Origin of the sequence: Streptomyces sp. WMMC940 (genome assembly GCF_027460265.1) — a bacterium.
Lineage (GTDB): Bacteria > Actinomycetota > Actinomycetes > Streptomycetales > Streptomycetaceae > Streptomyces.
Genome location: NZ_JAPZBC010000001.1, coordinates 4,199,133 through 4,215,565, shown reverse-complemented (window position 1 = coordinate 4,215,565; position 16,433 = coordinate 4,199,133). Strand labels below are relative to the sequence as shown.

The 16,433-nt window shown below is 72.7% G+C and carries 15 protein-coding genes; 8 read left to right on the top strand and 7 right to left on the bottom strand.

The features are described from left to right. The first annotated feature begins 178 nt into the window (after positions 1-178). Both O7595_RS18590 and O7595_RS18585 read left to right on the top strand, forming a co-directional pair. Positions 179-1,036, top strand: coding sequence for a LysR family transcriptional regulator (locus tag O7595_RS18590; RefSeq protein WP_269729775.1), 858 nt, complete (start codon positions 179-181; stop codon positions 1,034-1,036). A 208-nt stretch (positions 1,037-1,244) separates the two neighbouring features. Beyond that, on the top strand, positions 1,245-2,066 hold the full coding sequence (locus O7595_RS18585; RefSeq protein WP_269729774.1) for an HAD family hydrolase: 822 nt from the start codon (positions 1,245-1,247) through the stop codon (positions 2,064-2,066). Positions 2,067-2,306: 240 nt separating this feature from the next. Here O7595_RS18585 and O7595_RS18580 read toward each other — a convergent pair whose 3' ends face one another. Next, positions 2,307-2,900 (bottom strand): Uma2 family endonuclease, encoded by a 594-nt coding sequence (locus O7595_RS18580; protein ID WP_269729773.1) that lies wholly within the window; start codon positions 2,898-2,900, stop codon positions 2,307-2,309. A 95-nt stretch (positions 2,901-2,995) separates the two neighbouring features. After that, positions 2,996-5,974 carry an FAD-binding and (Fe-S)-binding domain-containing protein gene (locus O7595_RS18575; RefSeq protein ID WP_269729772.1) on the bottom strand — a complete coding sequence of 993 codons (2,979 nt, stop codon included), beginning with the start codon at positions 5,972-5,974 and terminating at the stop codon, positions 2,996-2,998. Between the two features lie 121 nt (positions 5,975-6,095). On the opposite strand from O7595_RS18575, the gene serC reads away from it, so the two are divergent. Beyond that, complete coding sequence (gene serC / locus O7595_RS18570; protein ID WP_269729771.1) at positions 6,096-7,214, top strand: phosphoserine transaminase; 1,119 nt, start codon at positions 6,096-6,098, stop codon at positions 7,212-7,214. Positions 7,215-7,608: 394 nt separating this feature from the next. Then, positions 7,609-8,262, top strand: a complete 654-nt coding sequence (locus O7595_RS18565) for a DUF4360 domain-containing protein (protein WP_269729770.1) — start codon at positions 7,609-7,611, stop codon at positions 8,260-8,262. 317 nt (positions 8,263-8,579) lie between these two features. Here the strand turns inward: O7595_RS18565 and O7595_RS18560 are convergent, their stop codons facing one another. After that, entirely contained in the window at positions 8,580-9,569 is a 990-nt protein-coding gene (locus O7595_RS18560) for a WD40 repeat domain-containing protein (RefSeq protein WP_269729769.1), read from the bottom strand. A 70-nt stretch (positions 9,570-9,639) separates the two neighbouring features. Between O7595_RS18560 and O7595_RS18555 the strand changes: the two genes are divergently transcribed. The 4 genes from O7595_RS18555 (at position 9,640) to O7595_RS18540 (ending at position 12,405) form a co-directional block, all read left to right on the top strand. After that, the gene (locus O7595_RS18555; protein ID WP_269729768.1) at positions 9,640-10,329 is read left to right on the top strand and encodes a GDSL-type esterase/lipase family protein; all 690 of its coding nucleotides are present in this window, start codon (positions 9,640-9,642) and stop codon (positions 10,327-10,329) included. A 296-nt stretch (positions 10,330-10,625) separates the two neighbouring features. Next, the gene (locus O7595_RS18550) at positions 10,626-10,829 is read left to right on the top strand and encodes an antitoxin (RefSeq protein ID WP_269729767.1); all 204 of its coding nucleotides are present in this window, start codon (positions 10,626-10,628) and stop codon (positions 10,827-10,829) included. A gap of 41 nt (positions 10,830-10,870) precedes the next feature. Continuing rightward, positions 10,871-11,311, top strand: coding sequence for a CBS domain-containing protein (locus tag O7595_RS18545; RefSeq protein WP_269729766.1), 441 nt, complete (start codon positions 10,871-10,873; stop codon positions 11,309-11,311). Positions 11,312-11,943: 632 nt separating this feature from the next. After that, positions 11,944-12,405, top strand: coding sequence for an NUDIX hydrolase (locus O7595_RS18540; RefSeq protein ID WP_269729765.1), 462 nt, complete (start codon positions 11,944-11,946; stop codon positions 12,403-12,405). Between the two features lie 140 nt (positions 12,406-12,545). On the opposite strand, the gene O7595_RS18535 is transcribed toward O7595_RS18540, so the two are convergent. The 4 genes from O7595_RS18535 to O7595_RS18520 all read right to left on the bottom strand — a co-directional run bounded on the left by O7595_RS18535 (position 12,546) and on the right by O7595_RS18520 (position 16,390). Next, positions 12,546-13,535, bottom strand: a complete 990-nt coding sequence (locus O7595_RS18535; protein ID WP_269729764.1) for an aldo/keto reductase — start codon at positions 13,533-13,535, stop codon at positions 12,546-12,548. A 363-nt stretch (positions 13,536-13,898) separates the two neighbouring features. Continuing rightward, complete coding sequence (gene thpR, locus O7595_RS18530; protein WP_269729763.1) at positions 13,899-14,468, bottom strand: RNA 2',3'-cyclic phosphodiesterase; 570 nt, start codon at positions 14,466-14,468, stop codon at positions 13,899-13,901. 90 nt (positions 14,469-14,558) lie between these two features. Next, positions 14,559-15,926, bottom strand: a complete 1,368-nt coding sequence (locus O7595_RS18525) for an MFS transporter (protein ID WP_269729762.1) — start codon at positions 15,924-15,926, stop codon at positions 14,559-14,561. Positions 15,927-15,952: 26 nt separating this feature from the next. Next, positions 15,953-16,390 carry a MarR family winged helix-turn-helix transcriptional regulator gene (locus O7595_RS18520; RefSeq protein WP_269729761.1) on the bottom strand — a complete coding sequence of 146 codons (438 nt, stop codon included), beginning with the start codon at positions 16,388-16,390 and terminating at the stop codon, positions 15,953-15,955. Between the last annotated feature and the right edge of the window lie 43 nt (positions 16,391-16,433).

Genomic DNA, 16,433 nt, shown 5'->3' with positions numbered 1-16,433 from the left:
TTGCGGTCGCGCCTGCGCCACGGAGCCTGCCCACCGTTTCCACCTTCGTCCATCCGACTGAACCTGCAGTTCAAAATACTGCACTGAAGTGGTCCGGTCCACTTCGTATCCCCTTCACGCTACGGAAGCCCTCGCCCCCCGTGAAATGCCGACTGGGCTGCGGTTATGCTTCGCACGCATGAGCATCGAGCTGCGTCATCTCCGCTGTTTCCTCGCCATCGCGGAGGAACGGAGCCTGACCAGGGCCGCCACCGCACTGCACCTCACCCAGCCGGCCGTCTCGCGCACGCTCGCCGCGCTGGAACGCCGACTCGGCGTGCGGCTCGTCGACCGCTCCACGCATCATGTGGACCTCACCGCCGAGGGCCGGGCCTTCCGTGAGAAGGCCGCCGCGGCGGTGGCCGCGTTCGACGAGGCGCTCGACCCCGCACGGCTGCACCGCCGGCCCCTGCGCCTCGGGCACGCCTGGTCCGCCTTCGGCTCGTTCACCACCCCTCTGCTGCGGCGCTGGCAGCGGGAGCACCCGGAGACCCCGCTGGAGCTCCTCCGCATCGACGACCGCACGGCGGGACTGGCACGCGGCGAGGTGGACGCCGCCGTGCTGCGCGGCCCCGTCGACACGTCCGGCCTGGTGACGGCGCTGCTGTTCACCGAACCCCGGGTCGCCGCGGTCACCTCCGACGGGCCGCTCGCCCGTCGTGCGTCACTCACGCTCGCCGATCTCGCCTCCGTCCCCGTCGTCCTCAACACCGTCTCGGGCCTGACGACGCTCGACCTCTGGCCGGCCGGGACCCGGCCGGCGACGACGCTGACCGTCGGCAACACCGACGACTGGCTGACCGCGATCGCCGCCGGCCGCGGCGCGGGCGCCTCCGCGGCGTCGACGGCGGACATGCACCCCCACCCGGGAGTCACCTACCGCCCCCTCACCGACGCCCCTCCGGTCCCGGTCGTCCTCGCCTGGCGCGCCGCCGCACCGCACCCGGCGCTCGGGGCTTTGGTGGCACTGGCGCGCGAACTCGGCGAGGAGAGCTGAGGCGACGGGACGCGCCGCACCGCCGACGGCGTTCGCCCTGTCGCCGGCCGACGGATCCGGCCCCCGCGGGTCACGCGACGTCGGCCCACACGGTGCGGACGCGCGAGCGAATACCGGGCGGTCCGTGCGCCACCCCGGGACCCGCCGGAGACGGGCGAACGGAGAACCGGCCCCGGGCACGGGCCCGATGCGGCCCTAGCATGGGCCGATGCGGCACCCTCGCTCCCGCCCCCGGCTGATCGCGACCGACCTGGACGGCACCCTCCTGCGCCGCGACGGCACCGTGTCGGAGCGCACGCTGCGCGCCCTGCGCGTGGCTGTCGAGGGCGGCGCGGAACTCGTCTTCGTCACCGCCCGGCCGCCGCGCTACGTGGACGCGCTGGCCGCGGCGACGGGGCTCGTCGGCACGGCGGTGTGCAGCAACGGCGCGCAGGTGTACGACGTGCGTGCGCGTACGGTCGTCCGCTCGCTGGCGCTCGTGCCGGCCACCGCCCGCAAGGTGGCGACGGCCCTGGCCGAAGCGGCGCCGGGACTGGGGTTCGCCGTGGAGACCGGCCTGAGGGTGCTGTACGAGCCGGCGTACCTGCTGCGTTTCGGCGGCGGACTCGGCGCGGAGTCGCCCGTGGCGTCCCTGGGCGACCTCTGGCTGCTGGACGTCCCCATCGTCAAACTGCTCGCCCACTCGAACCGCTTGGACGCGGACGCGCTCGTGGCGCTGGCGGAGGAAGCGGCGGGCGGGGAGGCGCAGTTCACCCACTCGGGCGGGCGCGGCCTGCTGGAGATCAGCGCACAGGGCGTCACCAAGGCCGCGACGCTGTCCGCTCTCTGCGCGGAACGGGGCATCGCCGCGGAGGAGGTGGTGGCGTTCGGCGACATGCCCAACGATCTGGCGATCCTCCGCTGGGCGGGCGGCGGTTACGCGATGGGCAACGCGCACCCGGTCGTGCTCGCCGCCGTTCCCCGGCGGACCACGTCCAACGAGGAGGACGGCGTGGCCCGGGTCCTGGAGCGTCTCTTCGACGGGGACTGAGCCCGGCGAACGAGCCCGGCGCGCGGTGCGGGTCACCGTCGCGTTCGACTCCCGGCCGGCGCCGTCGAGTCGGCGCCGGCCACCACGGCCCGGCCTTCCACTCCGCGCCCGGCCGACCGCGCACAGGGCGGGTCCGCGCCCACGCCGTCGCAGTCGGAGATCACCGGCTCGACAGGGGGACGAGTGATGAACGGCTGCCTGGAACCGTGCACTTCGGCCGTCCCCTCCGCCGTCTCCGCCTCATTCGCGGGGGAACTCCCCCGTCCCGAGGGTGAGACCGACGGCCGTGCCGGTGAGGTCGACGTCCGCGCCGAAGGCGACGGTCGTCTCGACGAGATACTCGCCGCCCTTGGGCTGGGTGTACACGTGGCAACGGCCGACATACGGATCGGCGATCAGGTAGACCGGCACCCCGGCGTTCGCGTAGGCGGCCTTCTTCGGGCCGTGGTCGTCGGCGCCGGTGCTCCTGGAGACGACTTCGACGACGAGGACCACGTCCTCATGGCGCCACAGCCCTTTCGCGTTCTTCTCGGCGTTCCCGGTGAGGAGGGTCAGGTCAGTGGCGAATCCGTTGAGGTGGCCGGGGTAGTCGATGCGAACGTCCGACTTGATCCTTTTCCTGGGGCACCGCCCCCGCAACTGGTCGTGGATGTCCGCGATGATGTCCCAGTGCGTGTCCCGCTGTGGCGACGTGAAGACGGTCCCCTCGACGATCTCGACCTTGTACCCCTCGGGGACGGGCATCCGCTCGAGCGCCTCGAACATCTCGTCCAGGGTGCGCTCGTTGTCGCTCTCAGCCATCTCGATCCTGTCGGTCTCCACGACGGTCACCATGGCGCTCCTCCCCGGCCGCCGCGTGGTGGCGGGCAGCCGCGCAGAACAACGATACGTACGGCGGTCGGGACACGCCCGGCCCCCGCTCGGCCTCTTCACCTGCCGTCGACCGGCTTCCGGGCGCCACCAGCGTTCCCCTCCCCCACGGGCCCCTCCACACACTTCCCCGCCGGCCCCTCCGCCAGCGCCTCCGCCAGCACTTCCGCCAGATGCCGTCCCCGCCGGCCCGCCAGCTGTTCCAGTTGGGTGCGGCAGGAGTAGCCGTCGGCGAGGAGGACCGTGTCGGCGGTCGCGGCGCGCACCGAGGGCAGCAGCCGGTCCTCCGCGCAGGCCACCGACACCTCGTAGTGGCCGCGCTCGAAGCCGAAGTTGCCCGCGAGCCCGCAGCAGCCGCCGCTCAGCTCGCCGGTGAGACCGGCTCGTTCGCGCAGCCGGCGCTCGGCCGTGTCGCCGAGGACCGCGTGCTGGTGGCAGTGGGTCTGACCGTCGACCGGGCGGTCCAGACGGGGCGGGCGCCAGTCGGGGGCGTGCTCCTCCAGGGCGGCGGCGAAGGTGCGTACGGAGTCCGCCAGCCGGTGTGCCCGCGGATCGTCGGCCAGGAGTTCCGGGAGGTCCGTGCGCAGGGTCGCCGCGCAGCTCGGTTCGAGGACCACCACCGGTGAGCCCCGGTCCAGTACGGGCTCCATCACGTCCAGGGTGCGGCGCATGACGGCGCGGGCGCGGTCCGGTTGGCCGGTGGAGACGTACGTGAGTCCGCAGCAGACCCGGCCCGGAGGAAGGGAGACGCCCAGGCCCGCCGACTCCAGCACCCGGACGGCCGCCCGGCCGACCGACGGCGAGAGGTGTTCGGTGAAGGTGTCGGGCCACAGCACGAGCGGTGAGCCGGGGGTTCCGTCGCGCCGCCACCAGGAGGTGAAGGTCCGGGTCGCCAGCCGCGGGATCTCCCGTTCCGGGGCGATGCCGCCGAGGCGTTTCGCGAGCGACGCGAGGGGCCGTACCCGCGAGGCCGCGTTCAGCGGCCCGGCGAGCGGCGCGGCCGCCCGCAGCCAGCGCGGCAGCCACCCCATCGTGTAGTGCGCCGCGGGCCGCAGCCGCCCCGCGTAGTGGTGGTGCAGGAACTCCGCCTTGTAGGTGGCCATGTCGACGCCCACCGGGCAGTCGCTGCGGCAGCCCTTGCAGGACAGGCAGAGGTCGAGCGCCTCGCGCACCTCCCGCGAGCGCCAGCCGCCGGTGACCACCTCGCCCGCGAGCATCTCGTGGAGCAGCCGGGCGCGGCCGCGCGTGGAGTGCCGCTCCTCGCCGGTCGCACGGTACGACGGGCACATCACCCCCGGGCCCGTGGAGGGCCCGTCCACCCGGCACTTGGCCACTCCTACGCACCGCCGCACCGCGGCCGTGAAGTCCCCGCCGTCGTGCGGGTACCCGAAGGCCACGTCCACCGGCTCCTTCGGCAGGACCGCGAAGCGCAGGTTCTCGTCCAGCCGCGCGGGCCGGGCCAGCATGCCCGGGTTCAGCCCGCCCGCCGGGTCCCACACGTCCTTGAACCGGCCGAACAGCGCCACCAGTTCGTCCCCGTACATCCGCGGCAGAAGCTCCGCGCGCGCCTGTCCGTCGCCGTGCTCGCCCGAGAGCGAACCGCCGTGCGCCACGACCAGTCCGGCCACGTCCTCGGAGAACGCCCGGAAGCGCCGCACCCCCTTCGCGCTCAGCAGGTCGAAGTCGATACGGACGTGGATGCAGCCGTCGCCGAAGTGGCCGTACGGCGTCCCGCGCAGCCCGTGCTCGGCGAGCAGCGCCCGGAAGTCCCGCAGATACGCGCCCAGCCGGGCCGGGGGCACCGCGCAGTCCTCCCAGCCGGGCCAGGCCTCTCCCCCGGAGCCTTCGGCCCGGGAGGAGGCGCCCCCGGCGTAGCCAGGGACCCCACCGTCGGGAATCCGGGTCGCGGTTCCGGAGGCGTCCTCCCGGACCCGCCACAGCGCGCGCTGCCCCGCGGGGTCGGTGACGACGGTCCCGTCGAGGGCGTCCGCGCGGCGCACGATCTCCTCCGCGCGGGCCCGTGCCTCGGCGGCCGTCGCCCCGCCCGTCTCGACGAACAGCCACGCGCCGCCCCTCGGCAGCCCCTTGCCCACGGCGTCGGGTACGAGATCGTCCGCCATCCCCTCCACCGTGAGCGGCCGGTGGGGCAGCAGTCCGGCGGCCGCCTCCGCGGCGGCGCTCTCGTCCGGGTACCCGAGCAGGGCGAGCGCCCGGGCGGGCGGCGACTCCACCAGCCGTACGGTCGCCTCCGTCAGCACCGCGAGAGTGCCCTCGCTGCCGCAGAAGGCGCGGGCGAGATCGGTGCCGTTCTCGGGCAGCAGGGCGTCCAGCGCGTATCCGGAGATCCGGCGCGGCAGCCCGGCAGGGAAACCGGTGCGCAGCAGCGCCAGACGGCCCGCGACCAGTTCGCGCAGGCCGTCCGCGACGCGGGAGCCGGGTGTTCCGACGGGAGCGGCCGCGGAGTCGGCACCGGGCGGCCCCCAGCCCTTGCCCAGCCTCAGCTCCTCGCCCCCGTACGTCACGACGGACAACTGACGGACGTTGTCCGCGGTCGTCCCCCACGCCACCGAGTGCGAGCCGCACGAGTTGTTGCCGATCATCCCGCCGAGCGTGCAGCGGCTGTGCGTGGAAGGATCGGGCCCGAAGGTCAGCCCGTGCCGGCCCGCCTCGTCCCGCAACCGGTCCAGCACCGCGCCGGGCTGGACCACCGCCGTGCGGGCGGCGGGGTCGACGGAGACCACGGAGCGCATGTGCCGGGTGAAGTTCAGCACGACACCGGTTCCCGTCGCCTGCCCAGCGATCGACGTCCCCGCTCCCCGGGGCACCACCGGGACGCCGTGGCCGCGGCAGACGGCGAGAGCCGCCGCGACGTCCGCGGCGTCGAACGGCGCGACCACGCCCTCCGGCACCCGGCGGTAGTTGGACGCGTCCATCGTCGTCAGCGCCCGCGCCCCGGGCGAGAAGTCCACCTCGCCGCGGAGCTCCTTCCGCAGCGCCCGTTCCAGTTCCCTGCGATCAGCCGCCGTGCGATCAGCCATGGACCCAGCGTGCCCCACGCTCGATCGGGTGATGCCCATACCCGTCCCGACCAGTGATCGCTTGTCTCATTCGCCGGACATCGAGCCCGGTGACCTGGCGGAACCGACTAGGCTCCGGCTCGTGGCCGATATCCAGATTCCCGCTGACATCAAGCCCGGCGACGGTCGTTTCGGCGCCGGACCCTCCAAGGTGCGTACGGAGGCGCTTGACGCCCTGGCCGCCACCGGTACGTCCCTGCTCGGCACCTCCCACCGCCAGGCCCCGGTCAAGAACCTGGTCGGCTCGGTGCGCGAGGGCATCCGCGAGCTGTTCTCCCTGCCCGAGGGCTACGAGGTGATCCTCGGCAACGGCGGCTCCACCGCGTTCTGGGACGTCGCGACCCACGGGCTCATCGAGAACAAGTCCCAGCACCTGTCCTTCGGCGAGTTCTCGTCGAAGTTCGCCAAGGCGGCGAAGCTGGCACCGTGGCTGGCCGAGCCGACCGTGGTCTCCTCCGACCCCGGCACACATCCGGAGCCGCGGGCGGAGGCGGGCGTCGACGTGTACGCCTTCACCCACAACGAGACCTCCACCGGCGTGGCCGCCCCGATCAAGCGCGTCGAGGGCGCGGACGAGGGCGCGCTCGTCCTCGTGGACGCCACGTCGGGCGCCGGCGGCCTGCCGGTCGACATCACCGAGACCGACGTCTACTACTTCGCGCCGCAGAAGTCGTTCGGGTCGGACGGCGGGCTGTGGATCGGGGTGTTCTCGCCCGCAGCGCTGGAGCGCGCCGCCCGTGTCCACGGCTCGGGCCGGCACGTGCCGGAGTTCTTCAGCCTGCCGACGGCGATCGACAACTCGCTGAAGAACCAGACGTACAACACCCCGGCGCTGGCGACGCTCTTCCTGCTGGACGAGCAGCTGAAGTGGTTCAACGGCCAGGGCGGGCTGGACTGGGCGGTCCGGCGGACCGCGACGTCCGCGCGCAACCTGTACGGCTGGGCCGAGGAGTCGAAATACGCCACGCCGTTCGTCGCGGACCCTGCGCAGCGCTCGCAGGTCATCGGCACGATCGACTTCTCGGACGACATCGACGCCGCGGCGGTGGCGAAGGTGCTGCGGGCCAACGGGATCGTGGACACCGAGCCGTACCGCAAGCTGGGCCGCAACCAGCTGCGGATCGCGATGTTCCCGGCGATCGACCCGGCTGACGTGCAGGCGCTGACGGCCTGTGTGGACCATGTGATCGAGAAGCTGTGAACCGGGCGTCGTGAGCGCCGGCTCCGGCCGGTCGCGTCACGGCGGTGGTGCGGCGCGCCGCACCACGGGGAGAGAGGCTCGGGAGGGCTCGGCGGCGATGGCGTCCGCCGGGCCCTTCGCCGTGCGCGGACGGACGCCGTCACCCCGTCGTATGCACACGCTGGTGCCGAAGTTGTGAGAACGGTGTGCAGCAGTCGTGGAGGTACGGCTGATAACCGCCCTATTCGGAGGGCGCGTTGGTCCATACGATCCAAGCGATCCGATGCGTTTGACATGTTCACGCCTCAACAGTCCAGGGCTGTCGAGGGCGGGACACGGGATCGGCTGGACCCCCCACGGTTCACGTCCCGCACGGCCACCGACCGACTCTCCTCCGACCACAGGAGTACGCATCATGCCCCGCGCCTTACGCACCAGCGCCGCCCTCACCGCGGTCATCGCCTCCACGCTCGTCGCCGGCAACGCCGGCAGCGCGAACGCGTCCATCGTCGCGCCACCCGACAAGATCGTCATCGAGATCGCCACGGTGAACGGCTCGGGCTGCAAGCCCGGGACCGCGGCGGTGGCGGTCTCCCCGGACAACACCGCCTTCACCGTCACCTACAGCGACTACCTCGCCCAGGTCGGCGGGGGCGCCTCGCCCGTCGACTTCCGCAAGAACTGTCAGCTCAACCTGATCGTGCACGTCCCGCACGGCTTCACCTACGCCGTCGCCAGTGCGGACTACCGCGGTTACGCCAGCCTGCAGCGCGGCGCGACGGCCGTCCAGCAGGCGTCCTACTACTTCCAGGGCTCGCCCGACACGGCCGCGAGGAGCCACCCGTACAGCGGGCCGTACGACGACAACTGGCAGGCCACCGACGAGACCGAGTGGGGACAGCTGGTCTGGGCCCCCTGCGGAGTGAAGCGGAACTTCAACATCAACACCGAACTCCGGGTGAAGGCGGGGACGTCCAGCCCGTCGAAGACCAGCTTCATGACGATGGACTCCACCGACGGCGAGATCAACACCATCTACCGGCTCGCCTGGAAGGAGTGCCCGGCGTAACGGGAGCGCCCTGCGCCGGCGGACCGCCACGCCGGTCGCCCGGCGACTTGCGACCGGCGTGGCGCCGTCCGGCCCAGTGGAACGGCGCCACGCCGACCGGGTGGGCCCGCCCCCCTCGCGGGCCCACCCACCGGGGCACGCCGCGCCGCGCTCGCGATGCCGGCACGAGCCTCTCCCGGAGGCGAGGTGCCCCGCCGGCGCGTGCCCGGCCCTGTCCCGTCCTGTCCGGCCCGCCCGGCCCGTCCTGGCCGCGTCCGTACTCCAGGGCTCTGACGCACTCGTCGGGGAACCACCGGGCCCCGACGGGGAGAAGCCGCTCAGCCGCGCCGCCGCCGGGACCTGAGCACGAGGAACGCCAGCACCGCGGCCACGACCGCGCCCGCCGGCACGGCGAGCCCCTTGCCCTCGTCACCGCCCGCGCCCCGCGCGGACGAGTCCGCGCCTCCGGAGCGGGAGGGCGAAGCCGCGTCCGAGCCCTTGCCGTCGTCGCGACCCGCGTCCCGGGGCAGGACCTCGCTCCGCTCGCCCTCCGTCCCGAACATCAGCTGCTTGCCGTCCGGGGTGAAGGTCACCGACTCGGCCTGGCCCTGCAGCGGCGCGCTGACATGGCGGTCGGCGCCCAGCCGTCCGTCGCGCCAGGCGTAGCCGCGGGCGCTGAAGTACGAACGCAGCACCAGTTCCCGGCCGTCGGGCGAGAACGCGCCGTCCGTCACCCAGGGCACCTCGCCGATCCGCCGGAAGACGTTCGTCCCACCGGTCACCAGCCGGGACGGTCCCTCGTAGAGCCCGCCGCCGTCCTCGTTCTTGCTGGCGATGTAGACGCGGCCGGTCTTCGGGTGCACCATCATCGCCTCGGCGTTCCGCGGGCCGTCCGCGTACCGGACCGTGTACTGGGTGGCGTGGACGGTCACGTCCCGCAGCGTCCGCGGCTCGGGGAAGCGGTAGATCCAGACGTGGTCCCAGCTGCCGTTCGCGTTGTCACCGATGTCCCCGACGTAGACGTCGCCGTCGGGGCCGACCGAGATCGCCTCCATGTCGCGCGGCCTGCCGACGCCCTCGAGGGTGACGGTCGCCACGGTCTCGCCCGTCCGGGAGTCGACCGCGAAGACCCGGGGCTCGTCCTGGTCGTTGTGCGTCCAGTACACACCGGGGTGGGCACGGCTGGCCGCGAGCCCGCTCGACTCCGTGATCCGCGGGTCCTTGATGATGAAACCGCCGGAGTCGTCGGCCACGGAGGGCACGGCGGCCCCCAGGACCGCCACGGCGGCGGCGACCGCAGCCGCCATAGTCGTACGCAACGAACGCATGCCCCCAAGTGTCCATCGTCACGTCACCGGCCGGGGCCACGCCCGGCGGGGGTCGGCCATGATTACCCCCATGCGTTTCATGTTCGTCGGTGACTCCATGACCATCGGACGCGCCGGCGACTACACGTGGCGCTACCGGATGTGGCAGCACCTGAACCGCTCCTTCGGCGGCCCGTACGCGATCGTCGGGCCGCGCACGGAGCTGTACGACACCGCCGCCGAGGCGCCCGTGTCCGCCGACTACGCCCGCCCTGACTTCCCGGCGAAGGCCCGCCGCCACCTGGCGGGCTGGGGCGAGGGCTGGCTGCACATGGCGCCCCTCATCGGCGGCGCGGTGGCCGCGGCGAAGGCCGACGTGCTCCTCGTGTCGCTGGGGCTGATAGACCTCGGCTTCTACACGAACAGCACTCAGACCGCCGCGAACACCCGGCAGTTCATCGCCGCGGCCCGCGAGGCCAACCCGCACGTCCGGGCCGTGCTGCTGCCGGTCATCCCCAACGTCCGCGCCCTGGCGGACACCCCTTTCGCCGCCGAGTGCGACCGCTTCAACGAACTCCTCGCCAAGACGGTCGCGGATCTGGACACGCCCGCGTCGCCGCTGCTGCTGGCCTCGATGCCGGACGCGTACGACATCCACACCGACACCTACGACGGCACCCACCCGGGCCCCTCCGGCGAGCACAAGCTGGCCGCGGCCTTCGCCGGTGCGATGCACCAGGCATGGGGACTGGGCGGACCGTACCAGCGGGCGGCGGACTAGCCCCTTCACGGGTGACCGCTTCAGGTCCGTGGCCGGCGGGTTTGTCCGATGCCGGTCTCGCGGAGGTCGACGAGGCGCGTCGCCGCCTCGGCCGGCGAGGGGGCGGCCCGCACGGCGTCCGAGAAGTACGGTGCCTCACGGGAGCACGGTGCCTCGTGCCACGCCGCGACGGGGTGATTCCGCACGGTTCCGCCCGCACGCGTTCCGGTCCTCGGGACGACCGCCCGCCCAGATGCGAACCGTGCAGGAGGAGGAGACGCTGGAGAGGCGGGGGCACACGGCAAGGAGGACCGCCCATGTCCATGATGGACAAGCTCAAGCAGATGCTGAAGGGCCACGAGCACCAGGCCTCGAAGGGCGTCGACAAAGGCGGGGACATGATCGACGAAAGGACCCAGGGCAAGTACAGCGGCCAGGTCGACGCCGGCCAGGACAGGCTCAGGGAGCAGTTCGGCGGCGACCAGCCCGGCCAGGGGCAGGACAAGCCGCCGCAGCCCTGACGGGGCCCGACGGACGCCCTCCTGCGGAACGGAAGGCAATCATGACCGGGAACGCCAAGCTCACCGCCCGCGACATCATGAGCGGCGGGGTGCAGTGCATCGGTGCGCACCAGTCACTGCGGGAAGCGGCGCGCATGATGCGCGACCTGAACGTCGGCGCCCTTCCCATATGCGGCGACAACAACAGGCTCACGGGCCTCGTCACCGACCGCGACATCGTCGTCCGGTGCTGTGCGGAAGGCATAGACCCGGCGACGGTCCAGGCCGGTTCCCTCTCCGGTGACCTGCGCTGGATCAAAGCGAGCGCCCCCGCCGAGGAGGCGCTGCACCTGATGGAGGAGAACCAGATCAAGCGGCTGCCGGTGATCGACGTCGAGCACGGACACCAGCTCGTCGGCATGATCACGGAAGCCGATCTCGCCAAGAACCTCTCGGACGACCAGATCGCGGAGTTCGTCTCCAAGGTGTACGCGAACGCCTAGGAAGGGGCCGGTTCCCCACGGTCCGGCCGTCCCCGGCGACCGCCCGCTCCCCTGACACCCCACCCCGACAGGCCGCACCGCCCGCAGCGGTCGACCACGACCCCCGCGGCGCGTGGCGCCGTGCACGCCGTGAACGCCGGCAGGCGTCCACGGCGTGCGGCCGTCCCGGGCGCGGCCGCACGGGCAGGGTCCGCGGGTCGGGGTCGGCGGTGCTGATCTCGGACCAGACGTGGGCGTTGGCCGCGGCGGTGTGCCGGGAGGGGAACTCGGCGGCCCAGCGCTCGGCGGATGCGGGGGCGGCCGGCGGCGATGAGGACGCCCTGGTCCCAGCGGCGGCCGTCAGCTCGCAACGAGTCGCCGGCCATCTCCGGGAGTTCTACGAGCAGCTAAAGCCCTTCCGCCGGGAACCCGCTGCGGTGGCGTTCGAGTCCCGGCTCCGGGAAGTGCTGCCCCGTCAGGTCAGCGGGTCGCCTCGTCCATGAGTACGTAGAGCAGCCCGACGAGGGATTCATGTCACAGTGACGAATACCGCTCAGAGCCCGGGCAGCAGTGAAGCCCTGAGCAAGGGCTGTCCCCTAGGTGTGTTGCCTGCGGAGCCGTGACCGGGACCCGCCCCGGGCCAAGGTGCCTGGATGCGAAAACCCCGTAGCGCGGCGGGCGTTGCCGTCCTCGACCCCGACGGCGCGGTCTTCCTCTTCCGCTACGACAACGAGGAGGTCGGCGTCCACTGGGCGATGCCCGGCGGCGGGCTGGAGCCCGGGGAGTCCCCGCGCGAGGGCGCCCGGCGCGAGTTGCGCGAGGAAACCGGATGGGAGGCCACACCCGCGTACCGCTCCGACCTGGAGCCGGGCACGCTGCTGTGCACCTGGGAGCACGACTTCACCCGTGCCGGCGTTCCCGTGCGCCGGCACGAGCACGTCTACGTCTCCCACGGCCCGCGCCGCGAGCCCACGGACGGTGCCGCCGCCGCGCACGCCGAGGAGAGGATCCTGGCGTGGCGCTGGTGGACCCCCGAGCAACCGGCCCGGGCGACGGAGGCGGTCTGGCCGCCGGACCTCGCCGGACTGCTGGCCGCGCTGCGGAAGAGCACCTGACCGCTTCGCCCGCGCGGCCCCTGCCGCTCCGCCGGGCGACCCGCGCGCCGGGGGACGGGAGCGCCGCCCCCGTCCCCCCGTCCCCCGGCGCCCCTCGGCCCCGGTGGGCCCCCGATACGGCAGCCCTCAGGTCCCGGCGTTCACCAGGCGAACGCCTCCGGGGACGGCCCCGGGCCCGGGAAGATCGTGTCGAGTTCCTTCAGCAGCTCGTCCGGAAGCTCCAGTTCCAGCGCCCGGAGCGCCGACGCCAGCTGGTCCGCGGTGCGCGGGCCGACGATCGGGCCCGTGACGCCCGGGCGGGTGAGCAGCCAGGCCAGAGCGACCTCGCCGGGGGCCAGGCCGTGCTTGTCCAGCAGGTCCTCGTAGGCCTGGATCTTTTCCCGTACCGAGGTGTCGGCAAGCGCGTCGGCGGAGCGTCCGGCTGAACGGCGCCCGCCCTCGGTCTCCTTCTTGATCACGCCGCCGAGTAGACCGCCGTGCAGCGGCGACCAGGGGATCACGCCGAGGCCGTACTCCCGGGCGGCCGGGATGACCTCCATCTCGGCGCGCCGCTCGGCGAGGTTGTACAGGCACTGCTCGCTGACCAGGCCGAAGGAGCCGAGCCGCCGGGCGGTCTCGTTGGTCTGGGCGATCTTCCAGCCGGGGAAGTTGGACGAACCGGCGTAGAGGATCTTGCCCTGGGAGATCAGGACGTCGATCGCCTGCCAGATCTCCTCGACCGGCGTGCTCCGGTCGATGTGGTGGAACTGGTAGAGGTCGATGTAGTCCGTCCGCAGCCGCTTGAGGCTGGCGTCGACGGCCCGGCGGATGTTGAGGGCGGACAGTTTGTCGTGGTTGGGCCAGACCTCGCCGTCCACGCCCATGTTCCCGTACACCTTGGTGGCGAGGACCACCTTGTCGCGGCGGTCGCCGCCCTTCGCGAACCACGAACCGATGATCGCCTCGGTGCGGCCCTTGTTCTCGCCCCATCCATACACATTCGCCGTGTCGAAGAAGTTCAGGCCCGCGCCGAGCGCGGCGTCCATGATCGTGTGGCTGTCGGCCTCGGTGGTCTGGGGCCCGAAGTTCATCGTGCCGAGGACGAGTCGGCTGACCTTGAGTCCGGTGCGTCCGAGCTGTGTGTACTTCATGGGGCTCAGCCAACTGCTTCGAGTCCGCTCGAAGCAAGGGTGAACCGGCACGGCGTCCCCGCCCCGGGGCGTTCGTCGCTCCTCGCGCCGCGCGCCGCTCTGCGCGCCACGCCGCCGCTCGGGCGCTCAGCGACCGAGCGCAGCCGCCACCGCGACGACGGCGAACATCAGCACGAGCACACCGGCCATGATCCGGTTACGGGTCTTCGGGTCCACCCTTTGAGCGTAACGGGCCGGTCCGGGCCTCCGGAGCCTGGGGCGTCCCGCGCGGACCCGCCGGTTCCTGGGGGCCGGTCCGCGGAGCCGGTCCGCTGGGCCCTCGAGCGGGCCGGCCGCCGGCCGTGCGGTGTACGAACTCCGGCGTCAGCCCGCCGCGCCCAGGGTCCACCGGCCGGCCTCCTCATAGCGCGGCCGCTCACCCGGGTGGCCCCCGCCGGGGAGATTGCTGCGGACCAGCAGCAGCCGGGACACGGTCCACGGCCTGCCCTCGAAGGGGCCCAGGGCGTCGACGTACGGGCGGAGGTCCGTGTCGGTGCGGGTGCGGGCGAGGGTCAGATGGGCGTGGTAGCGGCGGGGCTCCTCCATGGCGACGCCCGCACGCCGGGCCGCCGCCTCCGTGCGCTCGGCGAGCACGCGCATCGCGTCGAGCCCGCCGGCCGCGCCCACCCAGAGCGTCCGCCGGCCGAAGTGCCCACCGCCGTGCAGCCGCAGCGGGAACTCCTCACTGCGCCGGGCCGCCCGCCCCAGCCGTTCGACCAGGTCGGGGAGCAGCGCCTCGTCGACCTCCCCCATGAAGGCGAGGGTGAAGTGCCACCCCGGCCTCCCGGTCCAGCGCAGACCGTCCGCCCCGGGCAGCTCGTGCAGCCGGTCCACGGCCCGCCCGAGCTCCCGCAGGGCCTCGTCGGGCGGCATCACGGCGGCGAAGAGTCTCATGCTCCGAGTCTCGCAGTCACGGGTTCCCCCACGCCCCCCACACGAGTACGCGGAGGCACGCACCACCGGGCGGCGGTGCGGCCACCGCCCCTACGCCGCAGCCGTCAGCCGCTCGCGCGGCACCATCCGTACGTGCCGGTGCCCGCGGCGCAGGTCCACCTCCAGGCGCATGCCGCCGGCCCTGACCAGGATCAGGCCGATCGTGACCGCCGCGACGACCGCGACCGCACCGCCCGTCGCCATGCCGACCCGCACGCCGTAGGTGTCCGTGAGCCAGCCGACGATCGGTGCTCCCAGCGGCGTACCGCCGACGAAGACCATCATGTAGAGGCTCATGACGCGGCCCCGCATGACGGGGTCCGTCGCCATCTGGACCGACGAGTTCGCCGTCACGTTCACCGTCAGACCGACCATGCCGATCGGGACGAGCAGCACCGCGAACAGCCAGAACGACGGCGAGAACGCGGCCGCGATCTCCAGTACTCCGAACAGGGCGGCCGCGCCGAGGAGCATCCGCAGCCGCGAGGAGGCGCGGCGGGCGCAGAGCAGGGCCCCGGCCAGGGAGCCGGCCGCCATCAGCGTGTTGAACAGGCCGTACGTACCGGCACCCGCGTGGAAGACCTTGTCGGCGAAGGCCGTCAGCCAGATCGGGAAGTTGAAGGCGAATGTGCCGACGAAGCCCACGAGCACGATCGGCCAGATCAGCTCGGGCCGGCCGGCGACGTACTTCAGGCCCTCCCTCAACTGCCCCTTGCCGCGCGGCACCCGCTCGGCCCGGTGCAGCTCGGCCGGGCGCATCAGCAGCAGACCGGCGATCGGCGCGAGGAAGGACAGACCGTTGAGCAGGAAGGCCCAGCCACTGCCCACGGCGGTGATCAGCACACCGGCGACCGCGGGCCCGATCAGCCGCGCGGACTGGAAGTTCGCGGAGTTGAGGCTGACGGCGTTGCGCAGTTGGTCCGGCCCGACCATCTCGGAGACGAAGGACTGGCGGGTCGGGTTGTCGACGACCGTCACCATGCCGAGCAGGAAGGCGATGAGGTAGACGTGCCAGACCCGGACCTCGCCGGAGAGCGTGAGAACGGCGAGCGCCAGTCCGCAGAGACCGAGGGCGCCCTGGCTGAAGAGCAGCAGCCGGCGCTTGGGGCAGCGGTCGGCGATGACTCCGCCGTACAGGCCGAAGAGCAGCATCGGCAGGAACTGCAGGGCCGTGGTGATGCCGACGGCCGCGGACGAACCGGTGAGGCTCAGGACGAGCCAGTCCTGGGTGATGCGGGCCATCCAGGTGCCCGTGTTGGAGACGATCGCTCCGGTGAAGAACAGCCGGTAGTTGCGGACTCCGAGCGAGGAGAAGGTCCCCTTGCGCGTCGGTCCGGTCACCGGGGCCGTGCCGTGGGTGTCGTTGTCGTCGTGGGGCTTCGGTGCGGGTGCGGAGTCTGCTCCGGGTCCCGAACTCAAAAGGGGTCGCCTCCTCGGGCTGGTGGTTACAGGTGGGCGAGCTTCTCCAGTACGGGGGCGGCCGCGCGCAGCTTGGCCCACTCCTCCTCGTCCAGACCCTCGGCGAGCGAGGCCAGCCAGGCGTTCCGCTTGCGGCGGGACTCCTCGAGCATGACCTCGGCCCGCTCGGTCTGGCTGACCACCTTCTGCCGGCGGTCCTCGGGATGCGGCTCCAGCCGGACCAGCCCCTTGGACTCCAGCAGTGCCACGATGCGGGTCATCGACGGCGGCTGGACGTGCTCCTTGCGGGCCAGCTCACCGGGGGTGGCAGAGCCGCAGCGGGCGAGGGTGCCCAGCACCGACATCTCGGTGGGGCTCAGTGATTCGTCGACGCGCTGGTGCTTCAGGCGCCGGCCCAGCCTCATGACGGCCGAGCGCAGTGAGTTCACGGCGGCGACGTCGTCGCCGTGGGACAGGTCAGGCATGTTCCTTAGCATAACTCATTACCCATCCTAATGACTACCGGGT

Coding starts and splice junctions, on each gene's coding strand:
- O7595_RS18590 (WP_269729775.1), top strand. CDS start 179: ATGAGCATCGAGCTGCGTCATCTCCGCTGTTTCCTCGCCATCGCGGAG.
- O7595_RS18585 (WP_269729774.1), top strand. CDS start 1,245: ATGCGGCACCCTCGCTCCCGCCCCCGGCTGATCGCGACCGACCTGGAC.
- O7595_RS18580 (WP_269729773.1), bottom strand. CDS start 2,900: ATGGTGACCGTCGTGGAGACCGACAGGATCGAGATGGCTGAGAGCGAC.
- O7595_RS18575 (WP_269729772.1), bottom strand. CDS start 5,974: ATGGCTGATCGCACGGCGGCTGATCGCAGGGAACTGGAACGGGCGCTG.
- O7595_RS18565 (WP_269729770.1), top strand. CDS start 7,609: ATGCCCCGCGCCTTACGCACCAGCGCCGCCCTCACCGCGGTCATCGCC.
- O7595_RS18560 (WP_269729769.1), bottom strand. CDS start 9,569: ATGCGTTCGTTGCGTACGACTATGGCGGCTGCGGTCGCCGCCGCCGTG.
- O7595_RS18555 (WP_269729768.1), top strand. CDS start 9,640: ATGCGTTTCATGTTCGTCGGTGACTCCATGACCATCGGACGCGCCGGC.
- O7595_RS18550 (WP_269729767.1), top strand. CDS start 10,626: ATGTCCATGATGGACAAGCTCAAGCAGATGCTGAAGGGCCACGAGCAC.
- O7595_RS18545 (WP_269729766.1), top strand. CDS start 10,871: ATGACCGGGAACGCCAAGCTCACCGCCCGCGACATCATGAGCGGCGGG.
- O7595_RS18540 (WP_269729765.1), top strand. CDS start 11,944: ATGCGAAAACCCCGTAGCGCGGCGGGCGTTGCCGTCCTCGACCCCGAC.
- O7595_RS18535 (WP_269729764.1), bottom strand. CDS start 13,535: ATGAAGTACACACAGCTCGGACGCACCGGACTCAAGGTCAGCCGACTC.
- thpR (WP_269729763.1), bottom strand. CDS start 14,468: ATGAGACTCTTCGCCGCCGTGATGCCGCCCGACGAGGCCCTGCGGGAG.
- O7595_RS18520 (WP_269729761.1), bottom strand. CDS start 16,390: ATGCCTGACCTGTCCCACGGCGACGACGTCGCCGCCGTGAACTCACTG.